This window comes from Umezawaea sp., from assembly GCF_036375055.1.
Lineage (GTDB): Bacteria > Actinomycetota > Actinomycetes > Mycobacteriales > Pseudonocardiaceae > Umezawaea.
Genome location: NZ_DASUSQ010000036.1, coordinates 69,844 through 92,067 on the forward strand (window position 1 = coordinate 69,844; position 22,224 = coordinate 92,067).

General features: G+C 71.2%; 19 protein-coding genes. 13 read left to right on the plus strand and 6 right to left on the minus strand.

What is annotated here, in order from left to right; all coding sequences use genetic code 11:
• On the plus strand, positions 1-498 hold the full coding sequence (locus VFZ92_RS10770) for a DUF742 domain-containing protein (RefSeq protein WP_330875699.1): 498 nt from the start codon (positions 1-3) through the stop codon (positions 496-498).
• Positions 499-611: 113 nt separating this feature from the next.
• Positions 612-1,343 carry a Clp protease N-terminal domain-containing protein gene (locus tag VFZ92_RS10775; RefSeq protein WP_330875700.1) on the plus strand — a complete coding sequence of 244 codons (732 nt, stop codon included), beginning with the start codon at positions 612-614 and terminating at the stop codon, positions 1,341-1,343.
• Between the two features lie 56 nt (positions 1,344-1,399).
• On the opposite strand, the gene VFZ92_RS10780 is transcribed toward VFZ92_RS10775, so the two are convergent.
• Positions 1,400-2,188, minus strand: coding sequence for an alpha/beta fold hydrolase (locus tag VFZ92_RS10780; protein WP_330875701.1), 789 nt, complete (start codon positions 2,186-2,188; stop codon positions 1,400-1,402).
• A 203-nt stretch (positions 2,189-2,391) separates the two neighbouring features.
• On the opposite strand from VFZ92_RS10780, the gene VFZ92_RS10785 reads away from it, so the two are divergent.
• A complete protein-coding gene (locus tag VFZ92_RS10785; protein WP_330875702.1) occupies positions 2,392-2,856 on the plus strand; it encodes a helix-turn-helix domain-containing protein in 465 nt (154 codons plus the stop codon).
• A gap of 606 nt (positions 2,857-3,462) precedes the next feature.
• Here VFZ92_RS10785 and VFZ92_RS10790 read toward each other — a convergent pair.
• From VFZ92_RS10790 to VFZ92_RS10800, 3 genes are all read right to left on the minus strand, one after another.
• On the minus strand, positions 3,463-4,431 hold the full coding sequence (locus VFZ92_RS10790; protein WP_330875703.1) for a COX15/CtaA family protein: 969 nt from the start codon (positions 4,429-4,431) through the stop codon (positions 3,463-3,465).
• A 211-nt stretch (positions 4,432-4,642) separates the two neighbouring features.
• A complete protein-coding gene (locus VFZ92_RS10795; protein ID WP_330875704.1) occupies positions 4,643-5,455 on the minus strand; it encodes an ABC transporter permease in 813 nt (270 codons plus the stop codon).
• Positions 5,452-6,390, minus strand: coding sequence for an ABC transporter ATP-binding protein (locus VFZ92_RS10800; RefSeq protein ID WP_330875705.1), 939 nt, complete (start codon positions 6,388-6,390; stop codon positions 5,452-5,454). The genes VFZ92_RS10795 and VFZ92_RS10800 overlap by 4 nt, the downstream gene beginning before the upstream one ends.
• A gap of 135 nt (positions 6,391-6,525) precedes the next feature.
• Between VFZ92_RS10800 and VFZ92_RS10805 the strand changes: the two genes are divergently transcribed.
• The gene (locus tag VFZ92_RS10805; protein ID WP_330875706.1) at positions 6,526-7,176 is read left to right on the plus strand and encodes a DUF998 domain-containing protein; all 651 of its coding nucleotides are present in this window, start codon (positions 6,526-6,528) and stop codon (positions 7,174-7,176) included.
• Positions 7,173-9,191 (plus strand): glycosyltransferase, encoded by a 2,019-nt coding sequence (locus tag VFZ92_RS10810; RefSeq protein WP_330875707.1) that lies wholly within the window; start codon positions 7,173-7,175, stop codon positions 9,189-9,191. The genes VFZ92_RS10805 and VFZ92_RS10810 overlap by 4 nt, the downstream gene beginning before the upstream one ends.
• On the opposite strand, the gene VFZ92_RS10815 is transcribed toward VFZ92_RS10810, so the two are convergent.
• Entirely contained in the window at positions 9,131-13,006 is a 3,876-nt protein-coding gene (locus VFZ92_RS10815) for a patatin-like protein (RefSeq protein WP_330875708.1), read from the minus strand. The two genes, VFZ92_RS10810 and VFZ92_RS10815, sit on opposite strands and share 61 nt — an antisense overlap.
• A 589-nt stretch (positions 13,007-13,595) precedes the next feature.
• Positions 13,596-15,167, minus strand: a complete 1,572-nt coding sequence (mptB, locus tag VFZ92_RS10820) for a polyprenol phosphomannose-dependent alpha 1,6 mannosyltransferase MptB (RefSeq protein WP_330875709.1) — start codon at positions 15,165-15,167, stop codon at positions 13,596-13,598.
• A 128-nt stretch (positions 15,168-15,295) separates the two neighbouring features.
• Between mptB and VFZ92_RS10825 the strand changes: the two genes are divergently transcribed.
• From VFZ92_RS10825 to VFZ92_RS10860, 8 genes are read left to right on the plus strand one after another with little or no spacing between them, the layout of a single operon-like run.
• The gene (locus VFZ92_RS10825) at positions 15,296-16,024 is read left to right on the plus strand and encodes a metalloregulator ArsR/SmtB family transcription factor (RefSeq protein WP_330875710.1); all 729 of its coding nucleotides are present in this window, start codon (positions 15,296-15,298) and stop codon (positions 16,022-16,024) included.
• Positions 16,021-17,478 carry a Fe-S cluster assembly protein SufB gene (sufB, locus tag VFZ92_RS10830; RefSeq protein ID WP_330875711.1) on the plus strand — a complete coding sequence of 486 codons (1,458 nt, stop codon included), beginning with the start codon at positions 16,021-16,023 and terminating at the stop codon, positions 17,476-17,478. The genes VFZ92_RS10825 and sufB overlap by 4 nt, the downstream gene beginning before the upstream one ends.
• 1 nt (position 17,479) lies before the next feature.
• On the plus strand, positions 17,480-18,661 hold the full coding sequence (gene sufD, locus VFZ92_RS10835) for a Fe-S cluster assembly protein SufD (RefSeq protein WP_330875712.1): 1,182 nt from the start codon (positions 17,480-17,482) through the stop codon (positions 18,659-18,661).
• Positions 18,658-18,966 (plus strand): non-heme iron oxygenase ferredoxin subunit, encoded by a 309-nt coding sequence (locus tag VFZ92_RS10840; RefSeq protein ID WP_330875713.1) that lies wholly within the window; start codon positions 18,658-18,660, stop codon positions 18,964-18,966. The genes sufD and VFZ92_RS10840 overlap by 4 nt, the downstream gene beginning before the upstream one ends.
• 22 nt (positions 18,967-18,988) lie before the next feature.
• Positions 18,989-19,759 carry a Fe-S cluster assembly ATPase SufC gene (sufC, locus tag VFZ92_RS10845; protein WP_330875714.1) on the plus strand — a complete coding sequence of 257 codons (771 nt, stop codon included), beginning with the start codon at positions 18,989-18,991 and terminating at the stop codon, positions 19,757-19,759.
• A gap of 45 nt (positions 19,760-19,804) precedes the next feature.
• Complete coding sequence (locus VFZ92_RS10850) at positions 19,805-21,082, plus strand: cysteine desulfurase (RefSeq protein WP_330875715.1); 1,278 nt, start codon at positions 19,805-19,807, stop codon at positions 21,080-21,082.
• Between the two features lie 3 nt (positions 21,083-21,085).
• Positions 21,086-21,529 (plus strand): Fe-S cluster assembly sulfur transfer protein SufU, encoded by a 444-nt coding sequence (gene sufU, locus VFZ92_RS10855; RefSeq protein WP_330875716.1) that lies wholly within the window; start codon positions 21,086-21,088, stop codon positions 21,527-21,529.
• Positions 21,526-21,921 carry a metal-sulfur cluster assembly factor gene (locus VFZ92_RS10860; protein WP_330875717.1) on the plus strand — a complete coding sequence of 132 codons (396 nt, stop codon included), beginning with the start codon at positions 21,526-21,528 and terminating at the stop codon, positions 21,919-21,921. The genes sufU and VFZ92_RS10860 overlap by 4 nt, the downstream gene beginning before the upstream one ends.
• The last annotated feature ends 303 nt before the right edge of the window (positions 21,922-22,224 follow it).

A 22,224-nucleotide genomic window follows, 5' to 3' on the forward strand; every position in this document is an offset into this window, starting at 1 on the left:
ATGACCGGATCGGACTCGGACCAGACGTTCGCGGACCTGCTCAACGGGATCACGCTCGCGGGCGGCTCGCGCAAGGGCCGCAAGGGCAAGCGCGACCAGCCCGCCGCCCAGAAGATCAGCCTGCCGGTCCAGCCGGTGCAGGCGCCCGCGGACGAGGTGGAGGAGACCGCGGGGATCGTCCGGCCCTACTCCTGGACCGGCGGCCGCACGACGTCCGATTTCCAGCTGGAGATCGAGACCATGGTCAGCGTCGGCGAGGAGCTGTACGCGGGTCCGATCAAGGCCGAGTACCAGGACGTGATGGCCCTCTGCGAGGGGCCGCGCTCCGTCGCCGAGGTCGCCTCCCTGCTCGGCATCCCGCTCGGCGTGGCCAAGGTGCTGCTCGGCGACATGGCCGAACGCGGTCTGCTCGACGTCCACGCGACCGCCGCGGTCGACGGTGACATCCCCGACCTCGGCCTGATGGAACGCGTGCTCAGCGGCCTCCGCAAGCTCTGATCCCCACCGCGCCGCGGTGAACCCCCGTCGTCCTGACCCGGTCTCGTGCCGCCCTCCTTGACCTCTAACCCCACATGGGGGTATTCATGGGGTTACAGATTGAGGAGGGGTTCATGCCGAAGATCAACGTCTACCTGCCCGACGAGCTGGCCGAGGCGGTCAAGGAGTCCGGCGTGCCGGTGTCGGCGGTCTGCCAGCGGGCGCTGGAGGAGTCGGTGAAGCGGGTGACGGCCATCAGGGCCGCCGTCCTCGACGACGTGGCGTCCGGCGCGTCCGCGCTCCAGCTCTCGCGCTTCACCCAGCGCACCCGCGACGTCATCGGGCTCGCCGTCGAACGGGCGCGAACGCTGGGCGCCCCGCACGTCGGCACCGAGCACCTGCTGCACGGCGTGCTCGCCGAGGGCACGAACCTCGCCCTGCACGTGCTGCGCGCCGTCGAGGTCGCCCCGGACCGCGTGGCCCGCGAGCTGGCCCGCCGCGAGCCCACCGACGGCGGGAACGTCCCGGAGCGGTTCGGCGGCCACGCCGCGAACGCGCTGGAGCTGACCGTCACCGAGGCGCTCACCCTCGGCCACAACTACGTCGGCTGCGAGCACCTGCTGCTCGGCCTGCTCGCCGAACCCGACGGTGTCGGCGGCCAGGCCCTGCGGGCCGCGGGCGTCGACCTGCGGACCGCCCGCGCGGCCGTCGTCGCGGCGCTCGCGGGCTACGTCCACCTGCGGGCCCAGCCCGCGAGCGCGGGAGGTCCGCCCGACGTGGCCGCCGCCCTGCGCCGCGAACTCGCCCCGCTGATCGAGCGGCTCGACCGGGTGGAGCGCCATGTCGGGCTCGTCGACGAGAACTGACCTCGTGGTGGGGATCCTGATCGCGGTGCTGGTGGTGCTCGCCCTCGCGTGAGCCGTCAGCCGATGATCGCGGCCAACGCGGAGTACAGCGCGGCGGGATTGTCGACCATCGGGAAGTGGCCGGATTCGGGAATGGCCACCGTGGTCGATTCGTCGAGCAGCGGAACGGGGTGACGGGTCCGGTCGCCCAGCGCGCCGTAGAGGTAGGCCGCGCGCGGCAGGGCCCGGTACCAGTCGAGCAGCTTCCCGCTGTCCGACCACTCGACCAGCGACCGGGAGCTCTCGTGGACGGCGGCGGGCGCGCACGTCGCCGTCCACTCGCCCCACGCCCGCAGGTCGGCCTCGGGCGCCGTCCGCAGCGAGTCGACGAACCGGTGGAACTCGTTGACCGCGAAGTCCTCCAGGTCCAGCTCGGCGATCTGCCTGCTGACCAGGCCCGCGTCCTCGCCGACCAGGTTGCCCTCGACGCTGGTGTAGGTGACCAGGCTGGTGGCGCCCTGGGCCGCGATGAGCCCGACCGCGCCGCCCAGGCTGTGCCCGACCACGTGCAGCCTGCGCGGGGCCAGCCGGACGACGACGCGGCTGACCACGTCCGCGTAGGCCTCCAGGGTGTGCGCGCCCGACCGCAGCGGCGCGGTGCGCCCGTGGCCGGGCAGGTCGATCGCGCACGTCGTGAGGTGGGCCAGCGCGGGGGAGTCCGTGATGCCCGCGAAACTCTCCTTGGTGCAGCTCAGGCCGTGCAGCAGGAGGACGACGTCCGGTCCGGCGGGCCGGATGTCCGCGACGACGTCGACGACCGCTCCGCCGTGGTCGACGGGAATGGCCTGGTTGTGGAGGAGGTTCATCGTCCGGCTTCTGTCGTCGGTCGTGCTCGGGGCGTGGTCGGCTGTTCATCGGGATGTTGCGGCGCAACCTTGACCCGCATTCATTCTTTCGCGTGTTCAATCCCGGTGATTCAGTGAATTCTTCCGCAATTCTGCGGTTCTCTTGCCAGAATCCATAAATGGCCTACTATGGCTTCAGTGTCGACCGAAACCAAGGAGTCCTCGTGAGCGCCGGACGGGAAACCCGCCTCTCCGCCTGGGTCGAGCGGGTGGCGGCGCACTTCGCCGAGGAGGGCATCCCGCTCATCGGCGGCCGCATCCTCGGCTACCTGCTGGTGTGCGAACCCGTCGAGCGCACGGCCGCCGAACTCGCCCAGGAGCTGGAGGCCAGCAGCGGTTCGATCAGCACCAACCTCAAGTTCCTGGTCAACGCCGGGCTCGTCACCAAGCGCACCCGCAGGGGGCGGCAGGCCGCGGAGTACCGCGTCGACGAGAAGCGCTGGGCCGACATGGTGCAGCGCAGGCTGGACGCGCTGGTCAGCGTGCGCGACCTGACCGAGTCGGGGATGCGGCTGCTCAGCGGCGACCCGCAGCGCGCCCACCGGCTGCGCACCGTGGACCAGCTCTACACCTGGCTCGCCGACGAGCTGCCCCCGCTCTGGGAACGCCGCCCCGCGCCGCCCAGGTGACCGCCGCCCCCAGGCGGTTCGGCACGGCCTCGCAGTCCCGGCGCGGCGTCTCGGCGTCGTCGGCGCGCACCACGAACACCCCGAGCCGGTTCCGCGAACCACCCGACGGGTCGTAGTCGGGCACCGTCGCTCCCGAGGGCATCGCGAACGCCCCGACCTTCCGCACCGTGGTGCCGGGGGACAGGATCGAGGTCCGGTCGACGGCGTTCGGCAGCCACCGCGGGTTCGTCCCCCACGGCGTGCCGCCCGCGCCCGTCGGGATCACCGCCGGCGACGCCGCGGCGCGCCCGCCCTCCACGAGCACCGAGGGCGGGTGCTCGACCGGCTCGCCCAGCAGTTCCCGCACCAGCGCCGCGATCGGGTCGACGCCGAACACGGTCTCGATGGTCGCCACCGACCTGTCCGTGACGCTCGTGCGGGCGGCCGCTCGTCCACGGCGGTCGCCGGCAGCGGCGCGAGGGCGAGCACGTGCGGCTCCCCGCACCCGGCGACGCGCGGGAACACGCGCTCCAGCGGCGCCCCTGGCGCGCACGGAGACGATCTTCTTGGCCGGACCCATCAGCCGACCGTGGGTTCCACCCGCGAGCGGACAAACCCTAGAGTCCCCTAAACGGGCTGGTCAGACAGGCTTTCGAGGCGCTCGTGCGACGTCGGACCCACCTCGGTCGGCACCGGCCCGCGAGACCGGCTCGCGACCCACAGCGCCGCCGTCGCGACCACGACGGCCCCGGCGCCCAGCACGTGCACCGACACCAGCACCTCGGGCACACCGGTCCAGTACTGCACCATGCCCAGCACCCCCTGCGCGAGCGTGACGCCCACCAGCACCCAGTAGCGACGGCGCAGCACCGCGTCCCGCGAGAACGCGTGCACCGCGAACCCGAGAGCGGCCACCATGCCGAGGAACAGGAACAGCAGGTCCGCGTGCCCCTGGGCCAGCGCGTCCACCGGCAGGTCGAGCCGAGGGGTGTCCGCGTCACCCGCGTGCGGCCCGGCGGCGGTCACGAACGTGCCTGCCAGCAGCAGGAACCCCAGCACCGCGGCCTGCACGACCTGGAGGTGCAGCAAAGCCTTGGGCAGCAGCGGTTCCGACGGCTCATCACCCTCGGCCAGCGACCGGTGCAGCAGCACGGCCAACCACACGAGCCCCATGGACACCAGGAAGTGCACCGACACGGTCCACCACAGCAGTCCGGTGAGGACGGTGATCCCACCGATGACGGCCTGCAACGCGACCCCACCGAGCTGGATCAGCGCCAGCACCAGGACCCGCCGCCGCCGAGGCCGCCCCAACCAGGCAGCCACCACGATCAACCCGGCGATGATCCCGACCACGCCGGTCAACGTCCGGTTCCCGAACTCGACCCACTGGTGCAGCGGCCCGATCTCAGGGTGGGCGACAGGCGTCAGGCTCCCCGCCACGCACTGCGGCCACGTCGGACACCCCAGCCCGGAGCCGGTGACCCGCACGATCGACCCCGTGACGGCGATACCGCCCTGAGCGACGACCAGGGCAACGGCGATCGCGCGCTGGAGGGACAGGAGACGATCGGTGAACCAGCCGGGAACAGACACCCGTCGATGGTAGGACGCCGCACCTGAGAACCGAACAACCGGGCCACCAGCGCAAACACAGTGACCCCGGTCTCACGACCAGCAGGCGAAGGGCCGGTGGACCACGGGCCTGACCAGGTGGGACGCGACGCGCGGCCGGTTCCACCCGCGGGTTCGACCCCTACCGCGGACCCGAGCCGCACCCACGACGTCGGCGACCGCTCCCCGCGACTCAGTCCAGCTTGGTGGTCCGCGAAGCCACCCCGGCAGCGACGACCCCCCACACCACCAGCACCGCGACGGGCCCGACCCCCGGGCCGCTCCCGTCCACCACGGCGGCGTGCAACCCCTCCGCCAGCGCGGCCGACGGCAGCAACTGCACCACGGCCGCGACCCCGGAGGGCAACGACTCCACCCCCAACGCCACCCCACCGATCAGCAGCAGCAGGAACCACACGATGTTCGCCAGCGCCAACACGATCTCCGCCCGCAGCGCCCCACCGAGCAGCACACCCAGCGCGCCGAACGTCAACGTCCCCAGCACGATCAGCAGCACGGCCCACACCAGCCCGCCGACCGGTGGCCGCCACCCCAGCACCAGCGCGGTCCCACCCAGGATCACGACCTGCACGGCCACCACCGCCAGCGCCGCCGTCACCCGACCACCGACCAGCAGCCACCGCGGCAACGCCGACGCCAACCGCTTGAGCACCCCGTACCGCCGGTCGAACCCCAGCGCGATGGCCTGCCCCGTGAACGCCGACGAGAGGATCGCGAGCGCGAACACGCGCGAGACGGCCGAACCCACCCTGGGTTCCGGCAGCGGGATCGCGGTCATCAGCGAGAGGGCGACCAGCAGCGCCACCGGGATGATCACGGTGAGCAGGACCTGCTCGCCGTGCCGCAGCGTCAGCAGCATCTCCACGCGCGACTGGGCGAGGAACATCCTGCCCAGCTTCCCGCGCCCAGGGGCGGGGGTGAACGTGCCGGGGGTGAACCTGGCCGACGACGTCACCGTGTCTCCGATCGCGCTTGTCCGGGTCATGAGCGGAGTTCCCGGCCGGTCAGTTCGATGAACACGTCTTCGAGGCTGCGCTTCGCGACCATCAGCTCCTCGGCGAGCACACCCTGCTGGGCGCACCACGAGGTGACGGTCGAGACGACCTGAGGGTCGATGCGCCCCTCCACCACATAACTCCCACCTGTGGGTTCGCGCACCTTCAGACCCTCCGGCAGCGCGGCCATGAGCAGGGCGGTGTCGAGGCCGGCGCGGGTGCGGAAGCGGAGCTGCTGGTCGTCGGGTTCGTCGGCGGTCAGCTCGCGGGGGCTGCCCTGGGCGACGACGCGGCCGGAGTCGACGATCACGACGTGGTCGGCCAGTTCCTCGGCCTCGTCGATGAGGTGCGTGGTGAGCAGGACGCTCACGCCGTCGCGCCGCAGAGCGGAGATCAGCTCCCACACCAGCCGCCGCGCCTGCGGGTCCATGCCCGCCGTGGGCTCGTCGAGGAACACCAGCTCCGGACGGCCGACGAGCGCGCACGCGAGCGACAGGCGCTGCTGCTGGCCACCGGAGAGGCGCTTGTACGGGGTGCGCACCGCCCCGGTGAGCCCGAGGACGTCGAGCAGCCACGCCGGGTCGAGCGGGTTGGCCGAGCAGGTCGCGATGAGGTTCAGCAGCTCGTCGGCGCGGACGCCCGGATAGCCGCCGCCGCCCTGCGGCATCACGCCGATGCGGGGCCGCAGCCGGTCGCCCTGCGTCCTGGGGTCGAGGCCGAGCACGCGCACGGTGCCCCCGTCGGCGGTGCGGAAGCCCTCGCACACCTCGACGGTCGACGTCTTGCCCGCCCCGTTGGGGCCGAGCAGCGCCAGCACCGTCCCGGTCGGGAGCGTGAGGTCGAGCCCGTCCACCGCGAGCGTCGTGCCGTACCGCTTGACCAGTCCCGACACTTCGACGGCTGAGGTCACGGACTGGGTGGTCACGACCGGGAAGCCTAGGGCGTGCCACCCGTCACCCGGTGGTGGGGTCAGCCCCACCAAGGGCCTCGGGGTGGCGTCAGGGTCGCATCGGGGAATTCCCCCCTACCTGCCTAAACATTAATAGGCCAAGATTTCGACATGGCCGAGATTCAGGCAAAAGGGCGGGCGGTGCTCGCACCACTCGCTGTTGCGAGCCTCGTCCTGTCGTTGTTCCCGATTGTTTACCTGCACGTGGCGTCGGCGGGCCAGATTAGTCCCATCAGCCGCACGATCAGCGACTACATCTTCGTCGACAACGGGACCGGGCTGCTCGCGGTGACGGCGCTGTCGCTCGCCGCCGGTTCCGTCGTGCTGCTGATCGCCCTGTTCGGGGCGGGTCTGCCGCGTCGTGGGCCGATCACCGTGCTGGTGGGCCTGTGGGCGGCGGGCTTGACCGTGGCCACCGTGTTCCCGACCGACCCGACCGGAACCCCGACGACGATGTCCGGCGCCGTGCACCGATACGCGGGCGCGGTGATGTTCGTGAGCCTGCCGCTGGCGGGTTTGCTCATTTCCCGGAGATTCATCCCCAGTACCACCGTCCGTCGCCTTTCGTTGGCCAGTGGTATCACCAGCTTTCTATTCATGCTCAGCCACGTCCCGGTTGTTTTTCCGGGAGATGGCGCGGTGCTGCTGGGGTTGGCCGAACGAATCCTGTTCGCCGTCCTCTACGGCCTGCTGTTCGCACTCGCCGCCGCGCTCTGGCGGGACACCGCGCCGCGGGGGCGCACGGGGGAGGTGACCGCGTGACCGGCATCGCGATCCTGCTGGCCGTCGTGGGTGCCGCGTTCTTCGCCGTCGCCGCCCGCCTCCAGCACAGCGCCGTCGAGCAGGGCGGCGGCGGACCCCGGATCTCCGAGCTGCTGCGCCGTCCCCGCTGGCTCGGCGGGCTGCTCCTGCTCGTGGCGGGCGCCGGGGTGCACGCCGTGGCGCTCGGCATGGCACCGCTGACCGTCGTGCAGCCCGTCGGGGTGCTGGCGATCGGCATGACCGCGCTGCTGGACGGCCGCCGCGAGGCGCTGCCCGCGGTCGCGCTCACCACGTTCGGCGTCGGCGCGTTCGTGCTGCTCGCCGCGGGCAGCGCCACGGCGACGCAGGTCGCGCCCGAGGCCGAGCTGACCGCCGGGCTGCTCGTGCTCGGCCTGATGGCGCTACCCGCCCTGCTGGGCGTGCTCAGCGGACGCCCGCACCTGCGGGCGCTGTCCTTCGGCGTCGCGGGCGGCGTGGCCTACGGCTACGTGTCCGTGCTCATGCGGGCCGTCTCCCAGGACGTCCAGCAGGGCGCGTTCGACCTCGCGTCCGCGGGCTCCGTGCTCGGCATCGTCGTCTCGCTGCTCGTCGGCGGCTGGTTCATCCAGCACGCCTACGCGGGCGGCCCCGCCCACCTCACCGTCGCCTGCCTCACCGTCGTCGACCCGCTGGTCGCCGTCGGCATCGGGGCCGGGCTGCTGGGGGAGTCCGCCCGCACGACCGGGTGGACCGCCCTGGCCCAGATCGTGTGCGCCGCGCTCGCCGTCGGCGGCGTCTGCGTGCTCGCCCGTCGAGAAACACCACCCACCAGATCGGAGAAGCTCGTGAGCAACGGTCGCGCACAGCGGATCGTCATCGCGGCGGAAACCTTCCCCCCGGACGTCAACGGCGCCGCTCGCTTCGCCCACCGCCTGTCGGTCGGCCTCGCCGGGCGAGGGCACGACGTGCACGTCATCTGCGCCGACCCGGTGGGTCCGGCCAGGACCGAGATCGCCGACGGCATCACCGTGCACCGCCTGCGGTCGCGCCGCACACCGTTCTACCGGGGCTTCCGGGTGTGCCTGCCGTGGGAGGTGAAGGGCGACGTCAGCGACCTGCTCGACCAGCTCCGACCCGATCTCGTGCACGTCCAGGCGCACTTCGTGATCGGTCGCCAGGTGCTGCGCCAAGCCGCCGAGCGCGGCATCCCGACGGTGGCGACGAACCACTTCATGCCGGAGAACCTGTTCGGCCACGCCCACGTCCCCCGCCGGCTCCAGTCCGCCGCGTCGCGCTGGGCGTGGAAGGACCTGAGCAGGGTCTACTCGGTGGCCGACGCGGTGACCGCGCCGACGCCGCGCGCCGTGGAACTGCTGCACGAGAAGGGGTTCCCGAACAGCGCCGTGCCGGTGTCGTGCGGCATCGACATCGACCGCTACCGGTCGCGGGCGGCCACCCGCGCCGACGGCCACCAGACCGTGCTGTTCGTCGGCAGGCTCGACGAGGAGAAGCGGGTCGACGAGCTGCTGCGGGCGCTGGCGCTCGTGCCGAGGCTGCACGCCGAGATCGTCGGCGACGGCTCGTGCCGCGCCGAGTGGGAGCTGCTCACCGCCCACCTGGGCATCACCGACCGGGTGCGGTTCCGCGGGTTCGTCGACGAGGAGGCCCTCCTGGACGCCTACGCGAACGCCGACGTGTTCTGCATGCCCGGTGTCGCCGAACTCCAGAGCCTCGCGACGATGGAGGCGATGGCCGCGGGCAAGCCGGTCGTCGCGGCGGACGCGATGGCGCTGCCGCACCTGGTCCGCCCCGGCCGCAACGGCTGGCTGTTCCAGCCCGGCGACGTCCGCGGCCTGGCCGACCGGCTGCACGGCGTGCTGGCCGACCCGTCGGTCACCGCCCGCATGGGCGCGGCCAGCAGCGAGCTGATCGCGCGCCACGCCATCGGCGGCACGCTCGACAGGTTCGAGGGCATCTACGCCGGGGTGCTGGGGCTCCCGGCGCTCACGCCGCCGGTCGCCGAACTGGCGGCCTGAGCCGACCGCGTCGTCCGGGCCGCCTGGACCCGGATGGCGTCGACCACGCGCAGGGCGGCGGGCTTGAGCACCAGCCCGCCGTCCTCCCGCCGGTCCACCAGGAACCGGTACAGCAGCGCGTGGTTCTCCAGCTTCACCAGCAGCGCGTCCGCGACGTCCGTGCGGTCGCGGGCCGGGTCGGCCTGCCGCACCAGCGTCCGCACGATCGCGCGCCGGGCCCGCATCGGCACCCACCAGCTCGTCACCAGCACCAGGACCAGGCCGAACACCAGCGAGGTCGCGAGCACCGACTCCCAGCCGAGGAAGCGGATCCGGCCGAGCAGCAGCACCACGGCCACCAGCAGGAAGCAGATGCCGTAGACGACCGCCCAGCCCGCGGTCGCGGCGGCGGGCGCCTCGGCGTTCTCGGTGTCCCACCGGCCGTTCCGCTTGCGCCACCGCTGCAACGACCGGCCGCCGGTCGTCGCGCACGCGGCGCCGACGGCGACGGCCGCCGCGGCGACGACCACGACGAACGGCGACGTCAGCAGGGCCAGGTCGTACAGCTCGTAGCGGACCACGGCCCACACGGCCAGGCCGACGGCGGCCACGGCGGCCACCCGCCACACGACCTTGCCGATCCTCTTGTAGGTGCGCCGGTCCTTGAGCACGGCGAACGGCGTGCGGATGGGCGCGGGCAGGCTGCCGATCACCAGCAGCGCCAGCACGACCAGCGCCACACCGCCCACGGCGACCATGCCGGTGGCGGCCTCCTCGCCGGTCTCGCCGGAGTTCAGCGCCGCCCGCGTCCGGTCGATCGCGATGACCCCCAGCGGGATCACCGGTGAGAGCAGCACCAGCCCGTGCAGGAGCGTGCCGGACCGCAGCGCGGAGTACCCGAAGGCCGCCATCAGCGTGCCGCCGCCCAGCGCCGCGGCCGGCCCGACGGCCCAGTTCGGCAGCAGGTTGAACAGCGCCAGCACGAGCAGCGCGCCACCGACGGCGAACCCGAGCGACCCCAGGAACTGCGCCAGCTTCCCGCCCCTGGTGAGCCCGGTGATCGTCCAGTACGGCAGCAGCGCCGCCCCGCGCACGACCCTGGTCACCGGCTTCAGCGCGGCGAGCCCGGAGTTCTTGCTGTCCGCGACGGTCACCGCCACCGCCGCCGCGGTGGCGGCCGTGCGGATCATCTGGTCGCTGCCCGCCTCCTGCGAGATCGGCTCGCGCCCGATGCCCGCCTCGTCGAACGCGCGCAGCGCCCGGAGCCCGAGCGCGGTGCTGCGGGCCCGCGTGGACGGCGTGTCGAAGTCCACCGGCGCGCTCAGCCGCTCCAGCAGCGACGCCTGCTCCTCCAGGAACAGCTCGCCGCGCGACCGCGGGTCGCCGCCGTCCTTGCGGTCGGCCAGGATCGCCGCGCGCAGCGCGGGCAGCTCCTCGCAGATGATCCGCACGTGCAGGCCCCACGCCGCCAGCTCCGCGAGCGCGCCCGCCGTGGGCGGCAGGTCGCCCTCCCGGACGTCCTCGGCGTAGATCCCGGCGAGTTCCTCCTTCGCCGCGGCCACCGCGCGCGCCAACTCCGGCGTCGACCCGCCGAACAGCTCGTCCACCAGGTCGTCGACCTGGTCGTAGGCCCGCTGCCGCGCCCGCCCCGCGTCCCCGCGCCGGTCGGCCTCCGAGGCGGTCAGCAGGTCCATGCGGCGCAGCCGCTGCGGGTCGAAGATCACCTTGCAGAGCATCGTGGCGCCGTCGAGCCTGCCCCAGATCCAGTCGTTGACCCGCCAGGAGCGCTTGAGGAACCCGGAGAACCGGCTCAGCGACGCCCCGCCCGCCTTGTCGTCGGCGGTGGTGCTCCTGGTGGCGAACGCGTTGCGCGTCTGGAGGCTGATCTGCACCAGCTCCACGGCCTGGTCCACGCCGCCGCGCGAGTCGTCGGCCAGGCACGTCGTCGAGATCTCCAGCGCCATCAGCCGCGACAGCCACACCTCCGGGCCCGCGACCATCCCGGCCCGCGCCTCGCGCGGCGTCAGCTCGGTGGTCAGCAGCGCCCGCCACGGCGCCAGCCCGCCCAGCGCCACCCGGTCGGTGTCGTCGAGCAGCGTGAGGATCTTCTGCGCCTCGTCGACCAGCGTCCCGATCTCGATGACGGTCGCCCGCACGTCAGCACCGATCGACCCGGTCTCGCCGAACGTCATGCGCTGGTCGTACACGCCGAGCCGTTCGCTCCAGTACGCCTGGTCCAGCGTCCCGGAGTTCGCGCCCGTCCACGTCACGTCGACCTTCTCGCGGAGCTGCCGCAGCGTCGCCCGCACCCGGTGCAGCCGGGTCCGCGACTCCGCGACCAGCACGCACGCGCCGCGCAACGGCCCCTCGTGGGTGTCCGGCACGACCCAGACCATCCGCTTGAGCAGGTCCATCGCCGACGACGCCAGCGAGTCCGCCATCGTCACGCCCCACAGCCACCCGGTCGCGGCCAGCGTCGACGGGAGCTGCTGGGACGGCACGTAGGGCAGCGTCCCGTGCCGCGCGCGCCACTCCCGCTGCGCCGACTCGGCCGCCGCGCGCACCCGTTCGAACGACCAGCCCGCCGCGTTCGACCCCGTCACGGCGAACTGCCGGGTGGTGACGTCGCGCGCCGCCAGCCGGATCCGCACGTCCTCGTAGTGCTCGTGCAGCGTGCTCGCCAGCTCGTAGGCCTTCTCCGCGACGGTCGTCGGCGCCTTGTGGTTGTTCGCCAGCCCACCCGCGAGCCGCTCCAGCAGCGAGTTGCGGCCACCGCGCCGGGACGCCGCCAGCCGGTTGTGCTCCTCGATCTTCTCCACGTACGTCCGGCTGCCCTGCCCCGACCACGCGCCCTGCACCCGCACGGCGGTGCTGACCGTGCTCGGCACCTCCCGGCGCTGGTGCGCGGGCGGCTCGGCGCTCTCGGTCTCGGCGTGCGGGAACACCAGCAGCATCACCCGCCGCACCGGCCCGTTCGCGGGCATCCGGTCGATGGCCTCCAGCGCCTCGCGGGTCGGCGTGTTCACCAGGACACCGCCGTCCACGGCGAAGCGCGACCGGTCGGCGTCGCTGTGCTTCGCCCACGACGCCACGTCGCCCATGTCGGGCTTCGACGGGGTGCCCTGGCCGTTGACGGGGATGAACGAGGGCTCGAACGCGATCGGGAACGACGCGGACGACCGTGCCGCCAGCGCCATCTGGAGGACCCGTCGCGGCAGGTCCTCGGCGGCGAAGTCGTCGCGGCCCGTCGTCTCGTCCGACGGGGTCGCCCAGTCGTAGGCGTCGCGGCGGAAGGAGAAGCTGCCCTGGTCCGCGACCTGCACCAGGGGCTGGCCGAGGTCGTCGTAGGAGACCTTCGGGACGCCGCCCAGCAGCGTGGTCGTGATGCGCAGGTCGACCGGGCGGTCCTCGGGCCGGGTGGGGGAGAAGTCGGTGGTGAGCCGGTCGAGCATCTCCTGGAGGCGGGGCAGGAAGAACTCGTCGCCGCGCAGCAGCGACACCGGCTGGCCCTGGAAGGGCGTGCGGAGCAGTTGCTCCATGCGGCCTTGCTCGGCCCAGAGGTCCCGCAACCGGGTCAGGTCCGCGTTGTGGCTGACCTGCGACATCGCCAGGGCCGCACCGTTGATGCCGCCCGCGGAGGTCCCGGTGATGACATCGGCCCTCGCGGTGCAGCCCACCATCTGGAGGAGGTGCTGGTAGGTCGTGCCCCGCCGGGTGAGGCGGTCCAGTTCGAGCACCACGCCGCCCATCCAGACAGCGAGACTGACCCCACCGTTGAGCACCACGGCGAACCGGATCTGCTCCTGCGGCACCTCGGCCATGTGGAACTCCTCCATCGGACCACCACGACGGGGCGATCTTGCCGGCAAACGGGGAGCGGCGGATTGGAACCGGAAGATACGAACCGGGTGGCGGTTCGGGGGTTCCGAGACCGTCGGACCCCGCGCGGTTGGCGTGCCGGCGAACGACCAGGACCCGCTCAGCGCTCACTCCGCTCTGCTGCATCACATCCACGAATCCAGAATACTGTCTACGATGTCCATGACGATCTGCTGTGGAAGCGACCCGAGCAAGCAGCCCATCGCCGTGAAGTTCGGCCCAGCCCAAGCCGGCCACCACGGCTGAGCGGCCCGACACGAACCGACTGATCATCGCCGTGAGGACCGAGCTGAGCCGGTTGGCCGCTGCCGAGCGGAACGGCCTTGGCTGGTTGACCGCCACCAATCGGACCGGCCTAAACCGACCGCCCACCGTCAAAGCGCACCTGCACAAGCCGACCGGCCACAGCAAAAGCCGCCTGACCTGCCCCAAGCGGACCCGCGCAAGCCGTGTGGCCGTGACGACACTCGCGCACCGGGGGGACAGCCCCACGGTCCGGCGCACTCACAGGCCCAGCCCCAGCACTCGGTGTGCAGTACTCGACACTCAGCGGTAATCGTTGCCCGGCGGCAACGGATCCCGGCGCATCAGCGGGTACAGCTGCTTGCGAGCCACCAGCACGCACAGCACGAACGTCACCACCGCCCCCGTGACCGCCTGCGGCACCACATAGGCACGCCCGTCGAACGTCGACCCCGTGGGCGGCAGGATGATCGCGATGAACGCGCTCGTCGTCATCGCGAACGTCCGGAACCTCTTCGCCACCACCGCGGTGGCCAACGGCAGCGCCGCCCACAGGACGTACCACGGCTGGAGCACCGGCCCCAGCACGAGCACCGCGCCCAATCCCGCACCCAGCCCGTTGGCCGCCTTGATGCGCCCCCGGAAGCTCTTCCACAGCAGCGTGCCCACGATCGCCACCGACACGGCCTGCCCGAGGATCCTCGCCAGCGCGATGGTCGCCTCGGTGTGGTTGCCCAGCGACAGAGTGATGCCCAGTCCGCCCGCCAGGTAGCCGAGCGCGGTCGGCGGTGACATCCAGCTCTTCACCGTCGTGGCCACGTTGAGCGTGGACGTCCAGCCGAAGCCGTAGCCGGTGCCCAGGCAGACGAGCGCGGTGATCGCCGCCGCGATCACGGCCAGGATCGCGGCCGAGCGCACGAGGTCGCCGAACCGGCCGCCGAGCCTGCGCGCGAACATCACGCCGAGGAAGCCGAGCGCGAGCATCGCGGGGATCTTCACCATGGCGCCCATCACGATCATGGTCGCCCCGAGCGTGATCCACAGCAGTTCCTCGCGGGTCACGGGCGGGGGTGTCGCGCCGCGCGCCAGGACCGGCATCCTCCGCATCGCCAGCTCCAGGCCGACGAGCATGAGGCCGATCGCGAGGCCGTCGTTGTGGACGCCGATCACGATGTGGAAGAGCACCAGAGGGTTCAGGGCGCCCAGCCAGATCGCGCCCACCGGCGGCACGCCGAAGCGGCGGGCGAGCCTGGGCAGCGCCCACACGATCATCGCCAGGCCCACCAGCGCCAGCAGCCGGTGCAGGAACACGCCCGGCAGGACGTGGTCGCCGGTCATCATCGCGATGACCCGGCCCCCGGCCAGGAACAGCGGGCCGTACGGGGCGGGGGTCTCGCGCCAGATGTTCGGCACGTTCATCGTCAGCGGGTGTTCCACGCCCAGCGCCGTGGCGGGGCCGAACTCGTACGGGTCCTGGCCGCGCGCGGCGATCTCGCTCTGCGCCAGGTAGCTGTAGACGTCGCGGCTGAACATGGGGAGCGCGAACACCAGCGGCATCGTCCACATGAGCAGCGTGCGGTCGAGCTGGCTGCGCGTGGCGAGCCTGACCCGTCCGGGGCGGACGAACCTGCCCAGCCACAGCCACGCGGACACGATCATGAACACGCCGGTCCAGACCAGGCCGATCGCGACGCTGGGCATCCGCACGAACAGGCCGAGAACCGGGGTGCCGGGCAGGGGGCTGAAGACCGGGGCCGCTCCCGCGCCCAGCGAGCCGACGACCAGGAGCAGGGCGCCGACCGTCCCCCAGCGGCGGATCACGTCGAGCTGCCTGCGTTCGACCGCGTCGAGCGAGCCGGGTTCGGTCGCCGTCACGTCTGCACTCGTCCCCACTCCGCCTGCCGCCACGTCGAGAGGGTAGCGAGCAGCGAAGACGGGTGACTCGGGTCACCCGGCCGGGGCGGATCTTTGCGAGCGCCGACGAAATAAGCAACACTGGTGTTGTGAAATACGCCGGGACCGATTCGCCCGCCTCCACAGGCGGTGTCGAAGCACCCTTCGCGCCCCCCGGGCACGACGGGCGGACCAGGCGGGGCGTCGCCAGGCTGCTGCTGGAGCAGGGCCCGGTCACCGCGGCGGCTGTCGCCGAGGTGCTCGGACTCAGCCCCACGGCGGTGCGCAGGCACATCGACGCCCTCGTCGCCGACGGCGAGGCGACCAGCAGGGAAGCACCCCGGAGCGGCCAGCGCGGTCGTGGCCGCCCGGCGAAGCTCTTCCTGCTGACCGAGACGGGACGGGCCCGCTTCGGGCACGCCTACGACGACCTCGCCGTGGCCGCTCTGCGGTTCCTCGCCGAACAGGGCGGGGAAGAGGCGGTACGGGCCTTCGCGGAACGCCGGATGACCGCACTGGTCGACCGGCACCGCGCCGCGATCGTGTCGCTCCCCAGCCCGGTCGAGAGGGCCAAGGCCCTTGCGAGCGCGCTGAGCAGGGAGGGATACGCTGCCTCGACGCGCAACGTGGGCGCGGGTGAGCAGTTGTGCCAGCACCACTGCCCGGTCGCCCACGTGGCTGCCGAGTTCCCACAGCTGTGCGAGACCGAGACGGCGATGTTCGCCGACCTCCTCGGGTCCCACGTCCAGCGACTGGCGACGATCGCACGCGGCGACGCCGTGTGCACCACGCACATCCCGAACACCGCAAAGACCCCAGATGGAGGGGAGCCCGCATGACTGCCGCTGCCGAGCAGCGCACGCCCACCACGGTGCAGTCTGAGCCGCTCAGCCAGGAAGAGACCCTGGCGAGTATCGGCAACTACGAGTTCGGCTGGTCCGACTCAGACGCTGCTGGTACGAGCGCACGCCGAGGCCTGAACGAGGACGTCGTCAGGGACATCTCGGCGAAGAAGAGTGAGCCGGCGTGGATGCTGGAGCACCGCCTGAAGGGGCTGCGCCTGTTCGAGAAGAAGCCGATGCCGACGTGGGGTTCCGACCTCTCCGGCATCAACTTCGACTCGATCAAGTACTTCGTGCGCTCGACCGAGAAGCAGGCGACCTCCTGGGAGGACCTGCCCGAGGACATCAAGAACACGTACGACCGGCTGGGCATCCCCGAGGCGGAGAAGCAGCGCCTCGTGGCCGGTGTCGCCGCGCAGTACGAGTCCGAGGTCGTCTACCACCAGATCCGCGAGGACCTGGAAGCGCAGGGCGTCATCTTCAAGGACACCGACACCGCGCTCAAGGAGCACCCGGAGCTCTTCCAGGAGTACTTCGGCTCGGTCATCCCCTCGGGTGACAACAAGTTCTCCGCGCTGAACTCCGCGGTGTGGTCCGGCGGCTCGTTCATCTACGTCCCCAAGGGCGTCAAGGTGGACATCCCCCTCCAGGCCTACTTCCGGATCAACACGGAGAACATGGGCCAGTTCGAGCGGACGCTGATCATCGTCGACGAGGGTGCCTACGTGCACTACGTCGAGGGCTGCACGGCGCCGATCTACTCCTCGGACTCGCTGCACTCGGCCGTGGTCGAGATCATCGTGAAGAAGGGCGGCCGCTGCCGCTACACGACGATCCAGAACTGGTCGAACAACGTCTACAACCTGGTCACCAAGCGCGCCAAGGCCGAAGAGGGCGCGACCATGGAGTGGATCGACGGCAACATCGGTTCCAAGGTGACCATGAAGTACCCGGCGGTCTTCCTCATGGGCGAGCACGCCCACGGCGAGGTCCTGTCGATCGCGTTCGCGGGCGAGGGCCAGCACCAGGACGCCGGCGCGAAGATGGTCCACATGGCGCCGCACACCTCCTCGACGATCGTGTCGAAGTCGGTGGCGCGCGGCGGTGGCCGCACCTCCTACCGCGGCCTGGTGCAGATCAACAAGCGGGCGCACCACTCGAAGTCCACGGTGAAGTGCGACGCGCTGCTGGTCGACAACATCAGCCGCTCGGACACCTACCCCTACGTCGACGTCCGCGAGGACGACGTGCAGATGGGCCACGAGGCCACGGTCTCGAAGGTGTCCGCCGAGCAGCTGTTCTACCTGATGTCGCGCGGCCTCACCGAGGACGAGGCCATGGCCATGATCGTGCGCGGGTTCGTCGAGCCCATCGCGCGCGAGCTGCCCATGGAGTACGCGCTGGAGCTGAACCGCCTGATCGAACTTCAGATGGAAGGGGCCGTCGGCTGACATGGCCGTGTCAACAGAGGCCCAGCACGGCCTGTCCGACCACTCGCACGGCGCCGGGGCAGCGATCCCGGTGTCGTCGCGGGCGGACCACTTCTCCTCGTTCGACGTCGACGCCTTCGAGGTGCCCGGCGGTCGCGAGGAGATCTGGCGCTTCACCCCGATGAAGCGGCTCGCCAACCTGCACGACGGCGCCGCCGCGACGGGTTCCGCCACGGTCGAGGTCACGGCCGCCGAGGGCGTCACCGTCGAGACCGTCCTGCGCGGCGACGCGCGGCTCGGTGTCGCGGGCACCCCCAGCGACCGGATCGCCGCGCAGGCGTGGTCGTCGTTCACCGACGGCACGCTGCTCACCGTCGGCAAGAACGCGGAGATCGCCGACCCGACGCTGGTGACCGTGACCGGCGCCGGTGTCGGGCAGGTCGCCTACGGGCACCTCCAGATCCGCACGGAGCTGTTCTCCAAGGCCGTCGTGGTGATCGACCACCGCGGCTCGGGCGCGTACGCGGACAACATCGAGTTCGTGGTCGGCGACGGCTCGCACCTCACCGTCATCTCGGTCCAGGACTGGGCCGACGACGCGGTGCACGTCTCCTCGCACCACGCCTCGCTCGGCCGCGACGCGACCTTCCGGCACACGGCGATCACGCTGGGCGGCGACGTCGTCCGCCTCACCCCGACCGTGACGTACACGGGCAAGGGCGGCGACGCGGAGCTGAACGGCCTGTACTTCGCCGACCACGGCCAGCACCTCGAACACCGCACGTTCATCGACCACGCGGTGTCGAACTGCCGCAGCAACGTCGTCTACAAGGGCGCGTTGCAGGGCGAGGGCGCGCACACGGTGTGGATCGGCGACGTGCTGATCCGCGCGGCGGCCGAGGGCACCGAGACCTACGAGCTGAACCGGAACCTGGTCCTCACCGACGGCGCCCGCGCCGACTCGGTGCCGAACCTGGAGATCGAGACCGGCGAGATCGTCAGCGCGGGCCACGCGAGCGCCACGGGCCGCTTCGACGACGAGCAGCTGTTCTACTTGCAGGCCAGGGGAATCCCGGAGGACCAGGCCCGGCGCCTCGTCGTGCGCGGCTTCTTCCACGAGATCCTGCTGAAGATCACCGTCCCCGAGGTGCGCGAGCGCCTCGAAGCGGCGATCGAGGCCGAGTTGGAAGCAGTCGGCGCGTGATCAGGGTGTGTGCACTGTCCGAACTGGACGACCGCAAACCGCTCGCGGTCGACGCCGACGGCAACCCCGTCGTCGTCGTCCGCGACGGGGAGCGGGTGCACGCACTGCAGGACGTGTGCTCGCACGCGGCGGTGTCGCTGAGCGAGGGCGAGGTGACGAAGCAGGGGATCGAGTGCTGGCTGCACGGTTCCCGCTTCGACCTCGTCACCGGTGAGCCGTCCTCGCCGCCCGCCAGCGAGCCCGTCGACGTCTACTCCGTCGAAGTACGCGACGGCGACGTGTACGTCGCCGTCCCCCAAACCTGATCCACCACAGGAGAACAGCAGCATGGCCACGCTTGAGATCAAGGACCTGCACGTCACGGTCGTCACCGACGAAGCGCCCAAGGAGATCCTCAAGGGCGTCGACCTGACGATCAAGGCGGGCGAGACGCACGCCATCATGGGGCCCAACGGCTCCGGCAAGTCCACCCTGTCCTACGCCGTCGCGGGCCACCCCAAGTACACGGTGACCTCCGGTTCCGTGACGCTGGACGGCGAGGACGTGCTGGAGATGAGCGTCGACGAGCGGGCCCGCGCGGGTCTCTTCCTCGCGATGCAGTACCCGGTCGAGGTCCCCGGCGTCTCGATGTCGAACTTCCTCCGCACCGCCGCCACCGCCGTCCGCGGCGAGGCCCCGAACCTGCGCCACTGGGTCAAGGAGGTCAAGGGCGCGATGTCCGAACTGGACATCGACCCGGCCTTCGCCGAGCGCAGCGTCAACGAGGGCTTCTCCGGCGGCGAGAAGAAGCGCCACGAGATCCTCCAGCTGGGCCTGCTCCAGCCGAAGATCGCGATCCTGGACGAGACCGACTCGGGCCTGGACGTCGACGCGCTGCGCGTCGTGTCCGAGGGCGTCAACCGCTACAAGGCCTCCGGTGAGGTCGGCGTCATGCTGATCACGCACTACACCCGGATCCTCAAGTACATCTCGCCCGACTTCGTGCACGTGTTCGCGAACGGCCGCATCGTCGAGTCCGGCGGCCCTGAGCTGGCCGACGTGCTGGAGAACGAGGGTTACGTGAAGTACACCGGCAGCGCGGAAGCAGCCAAGGTCTGAGTTTGTTGCACCTGTAGGACCCGTATGAGAGGAGGCGTCGGACCAGTGACCACCACAGCCACTCCGCTGGACGTCGTCGCATTGCGCGAGGACTTCCCGATCCTGGCGCGTACCGTTCGTGAAGGCAAAAGGCTGGTCTACCTGGACTCCGGCGCCACCTCACAACGGCCTACCCAGGTGCTCGACGCCGAACGGCGTTTCCTGGAGACGTCGAACGCGGCCGTGCACCGCGGCGCGCACCAGCTCGCCGAGGAGGCGACGGACGCCTACGAGAGCGCCCGCGCCCGGATCGCCGACTTCGTCGGCGCGTCCGCCGACGAACTGGTGTTCACCAAGAACGCCACCGAGGGCATCAACCTCGTCGCCTACGCGATGGGCAACGCCGCGATCTCCGGCCCGGAGGCGCAGCGGTTCCTGCTCGGCCCCGGCGACGAGGTCGTCATCACCGAGATGGAGCACCACGCGAACCTGGTGCCGTGGCAGCAGCTCTGCCTGCGCACCGGTGCGACGCTCCGCTGGTTCGGCGTGACCCCGGAGGGCAGGCTCGACCTGTCCACCGTGGACGAACTGGTGAACCCGAGGACCAAGGTCGTCGCGTTCACCCACCAGTCCAACGTGCTCGGCACCGTCAACCCGGTGGCCGACCTCGTCGCGGCGGCTCGGAAGGTCGGCGCGCTCACCGTGCTGGACGCCTGCCAGTCCGTGCCGCACGGCCCGGTCGACTTCCACGCCCTCGGTGTGGACTTCGCCGTGTTCAGCGGCCACAAGATGCTGGCCCCGTCCGGGATCGGCGTCCTCTACGGCAAGCGCGAGCTGCTGGAGGCGCTGCCGCCGTTCCTCACCGGCGGCTCGATGATCGAGATGGTCCAGATGGCGAAGTCCACCTTCGCCCCGCCGCCCCAGCGGTTCGAGGCGGGCGTGCCGATGACCTCGCAGGCCGTCGGGCTCGGTGCCGCCGTCGACTACCTGCGCGAGGTCGGCATGGACCGGATCGCGCAGCACGAGCACGTCCTCACCGAGGCCGCCCTCCGCGGCCTGGGGGAGATCCCCGGCGTCACGATCGTCGGCCCGACGTCCACCGAGGACCGCGGCGGCGCGGTGTCGTTCGTGATCGACGGCGTCCACCCGCACGACGCGAGCCAGGTGCTGGACAGCCTGGGCATCGCCGTCCGCGTCGGCCACCACTGCGCGTGGCCGCTGCACCGAGCGCTGGGCGTGCAGGCCACGATCCGCGCGACCTTCTACCTCTACAACGACCTCGACGAGGTGACCGCGTTGCTGGACGGCGTCCGCGAGGCGCAGCGGTTCTTCGGGGTGGGATGAACCATGCAGCTCCAGCAGATGTACCAGGAGATCATCCTGGACCACTACAAGAACCCGCACGGTCGCGGTCTGCGCGACCCGTACGACGCCGAGTCGTTCCAGGTCAACCCGACCTGCGGTGACGAGGTGACGTTGCGGGTCAAGCTCGACGGCGAGACCGTCGCGGACGTGTCCTACGAGGGCCAGGGCTGTTCGATCAGCCAGGCCTCCACGTCGGTGCTGACGGACCTCGTCGTCGGCAAGACGGTGGGCGAGGCGTTCACGAAGTACGACGCGTTCGTCGAGCTGATGCAGAGTCGCGGCACGTTGGAACCCGACGAGGACGTCCTGGAGGACGGCATCGCGTTCGCGGGCGTTTCGAAGTACCCGGCGCGGGTGAAGTGCGCCCTCCTCGGGTGGATGGCATTCAAGGACGCGGTCGCCCGCAGTGAAGGAGCAAAGGCATGAGCGAGCAGGACACCGACGTGGTGCGCGGGGTCGAAGGACTGCCCGTACCGCCCGCTCCCAAGGCGGACCTCGCCGCGTACGACGACCTCGAAGAGGCCATGCGGGACGTGGTGGACCCCGAACTGGGGATCAACGTGGTCGACCTCGGGCTGGTGTACGACCTCCGGGTGGAGGAGGGCAACATCGCGATCATCGACATGACGTTGACGTCGGCCGCGTGCCCGCTGACGGACGTGATCGAGGACCAGACGCGTGCGGCGTTGACCGGTGGGCCCGGCGGCGGGTTGGTGGACGACTTCCGGATCAACTGGGTGTGGATGCCGCCGTGGGGTCCGGAGAAGATCACGGATGATGGGCGGGAGCAGTTGAGGGCTCTCGGTTTCACCGTGTGAGTTCTTGTGCGTGGGGCCCGCCTGGTTTTCAGGCGGGCCCTTTGCGTTTCGTTGGACCGGGTTGCTGGTCCTCGTTGGATCGGGCAGCTGTCAGTCCCGTCGGATCGGGTGGCTGCCGGTTCCAGCAGGGGTGGCCGATGTGACTCGGGGCCCCTCGATTCGCCCTTGGTCGGGCTACTTGTCATGGGTGCGCTGTTTGCCGCATGAGCAGTGTGACCACGTCCTTGAGGCTTCCTCGTTGTTGGAAGGCCCGTCTTTGGCGGGCTGCGCCTGAGCCGTCCAGGAGGATCCTGTCCGCCGCGT

What these genes read in the sequence shown, in the direction of transcription:
- VFZ92_RS10770 (WP_330875699.1), top strand. Translation starts at nt 1, where the DNA reads ATGACCGGATCGGACTCGGACCAGACGTTCGCGGACCTGCTCAACGGG.
- VFZ92_RS10775 (WP_330875700.1), top strand. Translation starts at nt 612, where the DNA reads ATGCCGAAGATCAACGTCTACCTGCCCGACGAGCTGGCCGAGGCGGTC.
- VFZ92_RS10780 (WP_330875701.1), bottom strand. Translation starts at nt 2,188, where the DNA reads ATGAACCTCCTCCACAACCAGGCCATTCCCGTCGACCACGGCGGAGCG.
- VFZ92_RS10795 (WP_330875704.1), bottom strand. Translation starts at nt 5,455, where the DNA reads ATGACCCGGACAAGCGCGATCGGAGACACGGTGACGTCGTCGGCCAGG.
- VFZ92_RS10805 (WP_330875706.1), top strand. Translation starts at nt 6,526, where the DNA reads ATGGCCGAGATTCAGGCAAAAGGGCGGGCGGTGCTCGCACCACTCGCT.
- VFZ92_RS10815 (WP_330875708.1), bottom strand. Translation starts at nt 13,006, where the DNA reads ATGGAGGAGTTCCACATGGCCGAGGTGCCGCAGGAGCAGATCCGGTTC.
- sufB (WP_330875711.1), top strand. Translation starts at nt 16,021, where the DNA reads ATGACTGCCGCTGCCGAGCAGCGCACGCCCACCACGGTGCAGTCTGAG.
- sufD (WP_330875712.1), top strand. Translation starts at nt 17,480, where the DNA reads ATGGCCGTGTCAACAGAGGCCCAGCACGGCCTGTCCGACCACTCGCAC.
- sufC (WP_330875714.1), top strand. Translation starts at nt 18,989, where the DNA reads ATGGCCACGCTTGAGATCAAGGACCTGCACGTCACGGTCGTCACCGAC.
- sufU (WP_330875716.1), top strand. Translation starts at nt 21,086, where the DNA reads ATGCAGCTCCAGCAGATGTACCAGGAGATCATCCTGGACCACTACAAG.
- VFZ92_RS10860 (WP_330875717.1), top strand. Translation starts at nt 21,526, where the DNA reads ATGAGCGAGCAGGACACCGACGTGGTGCGCGGGGTCGAAGGACTGCCC.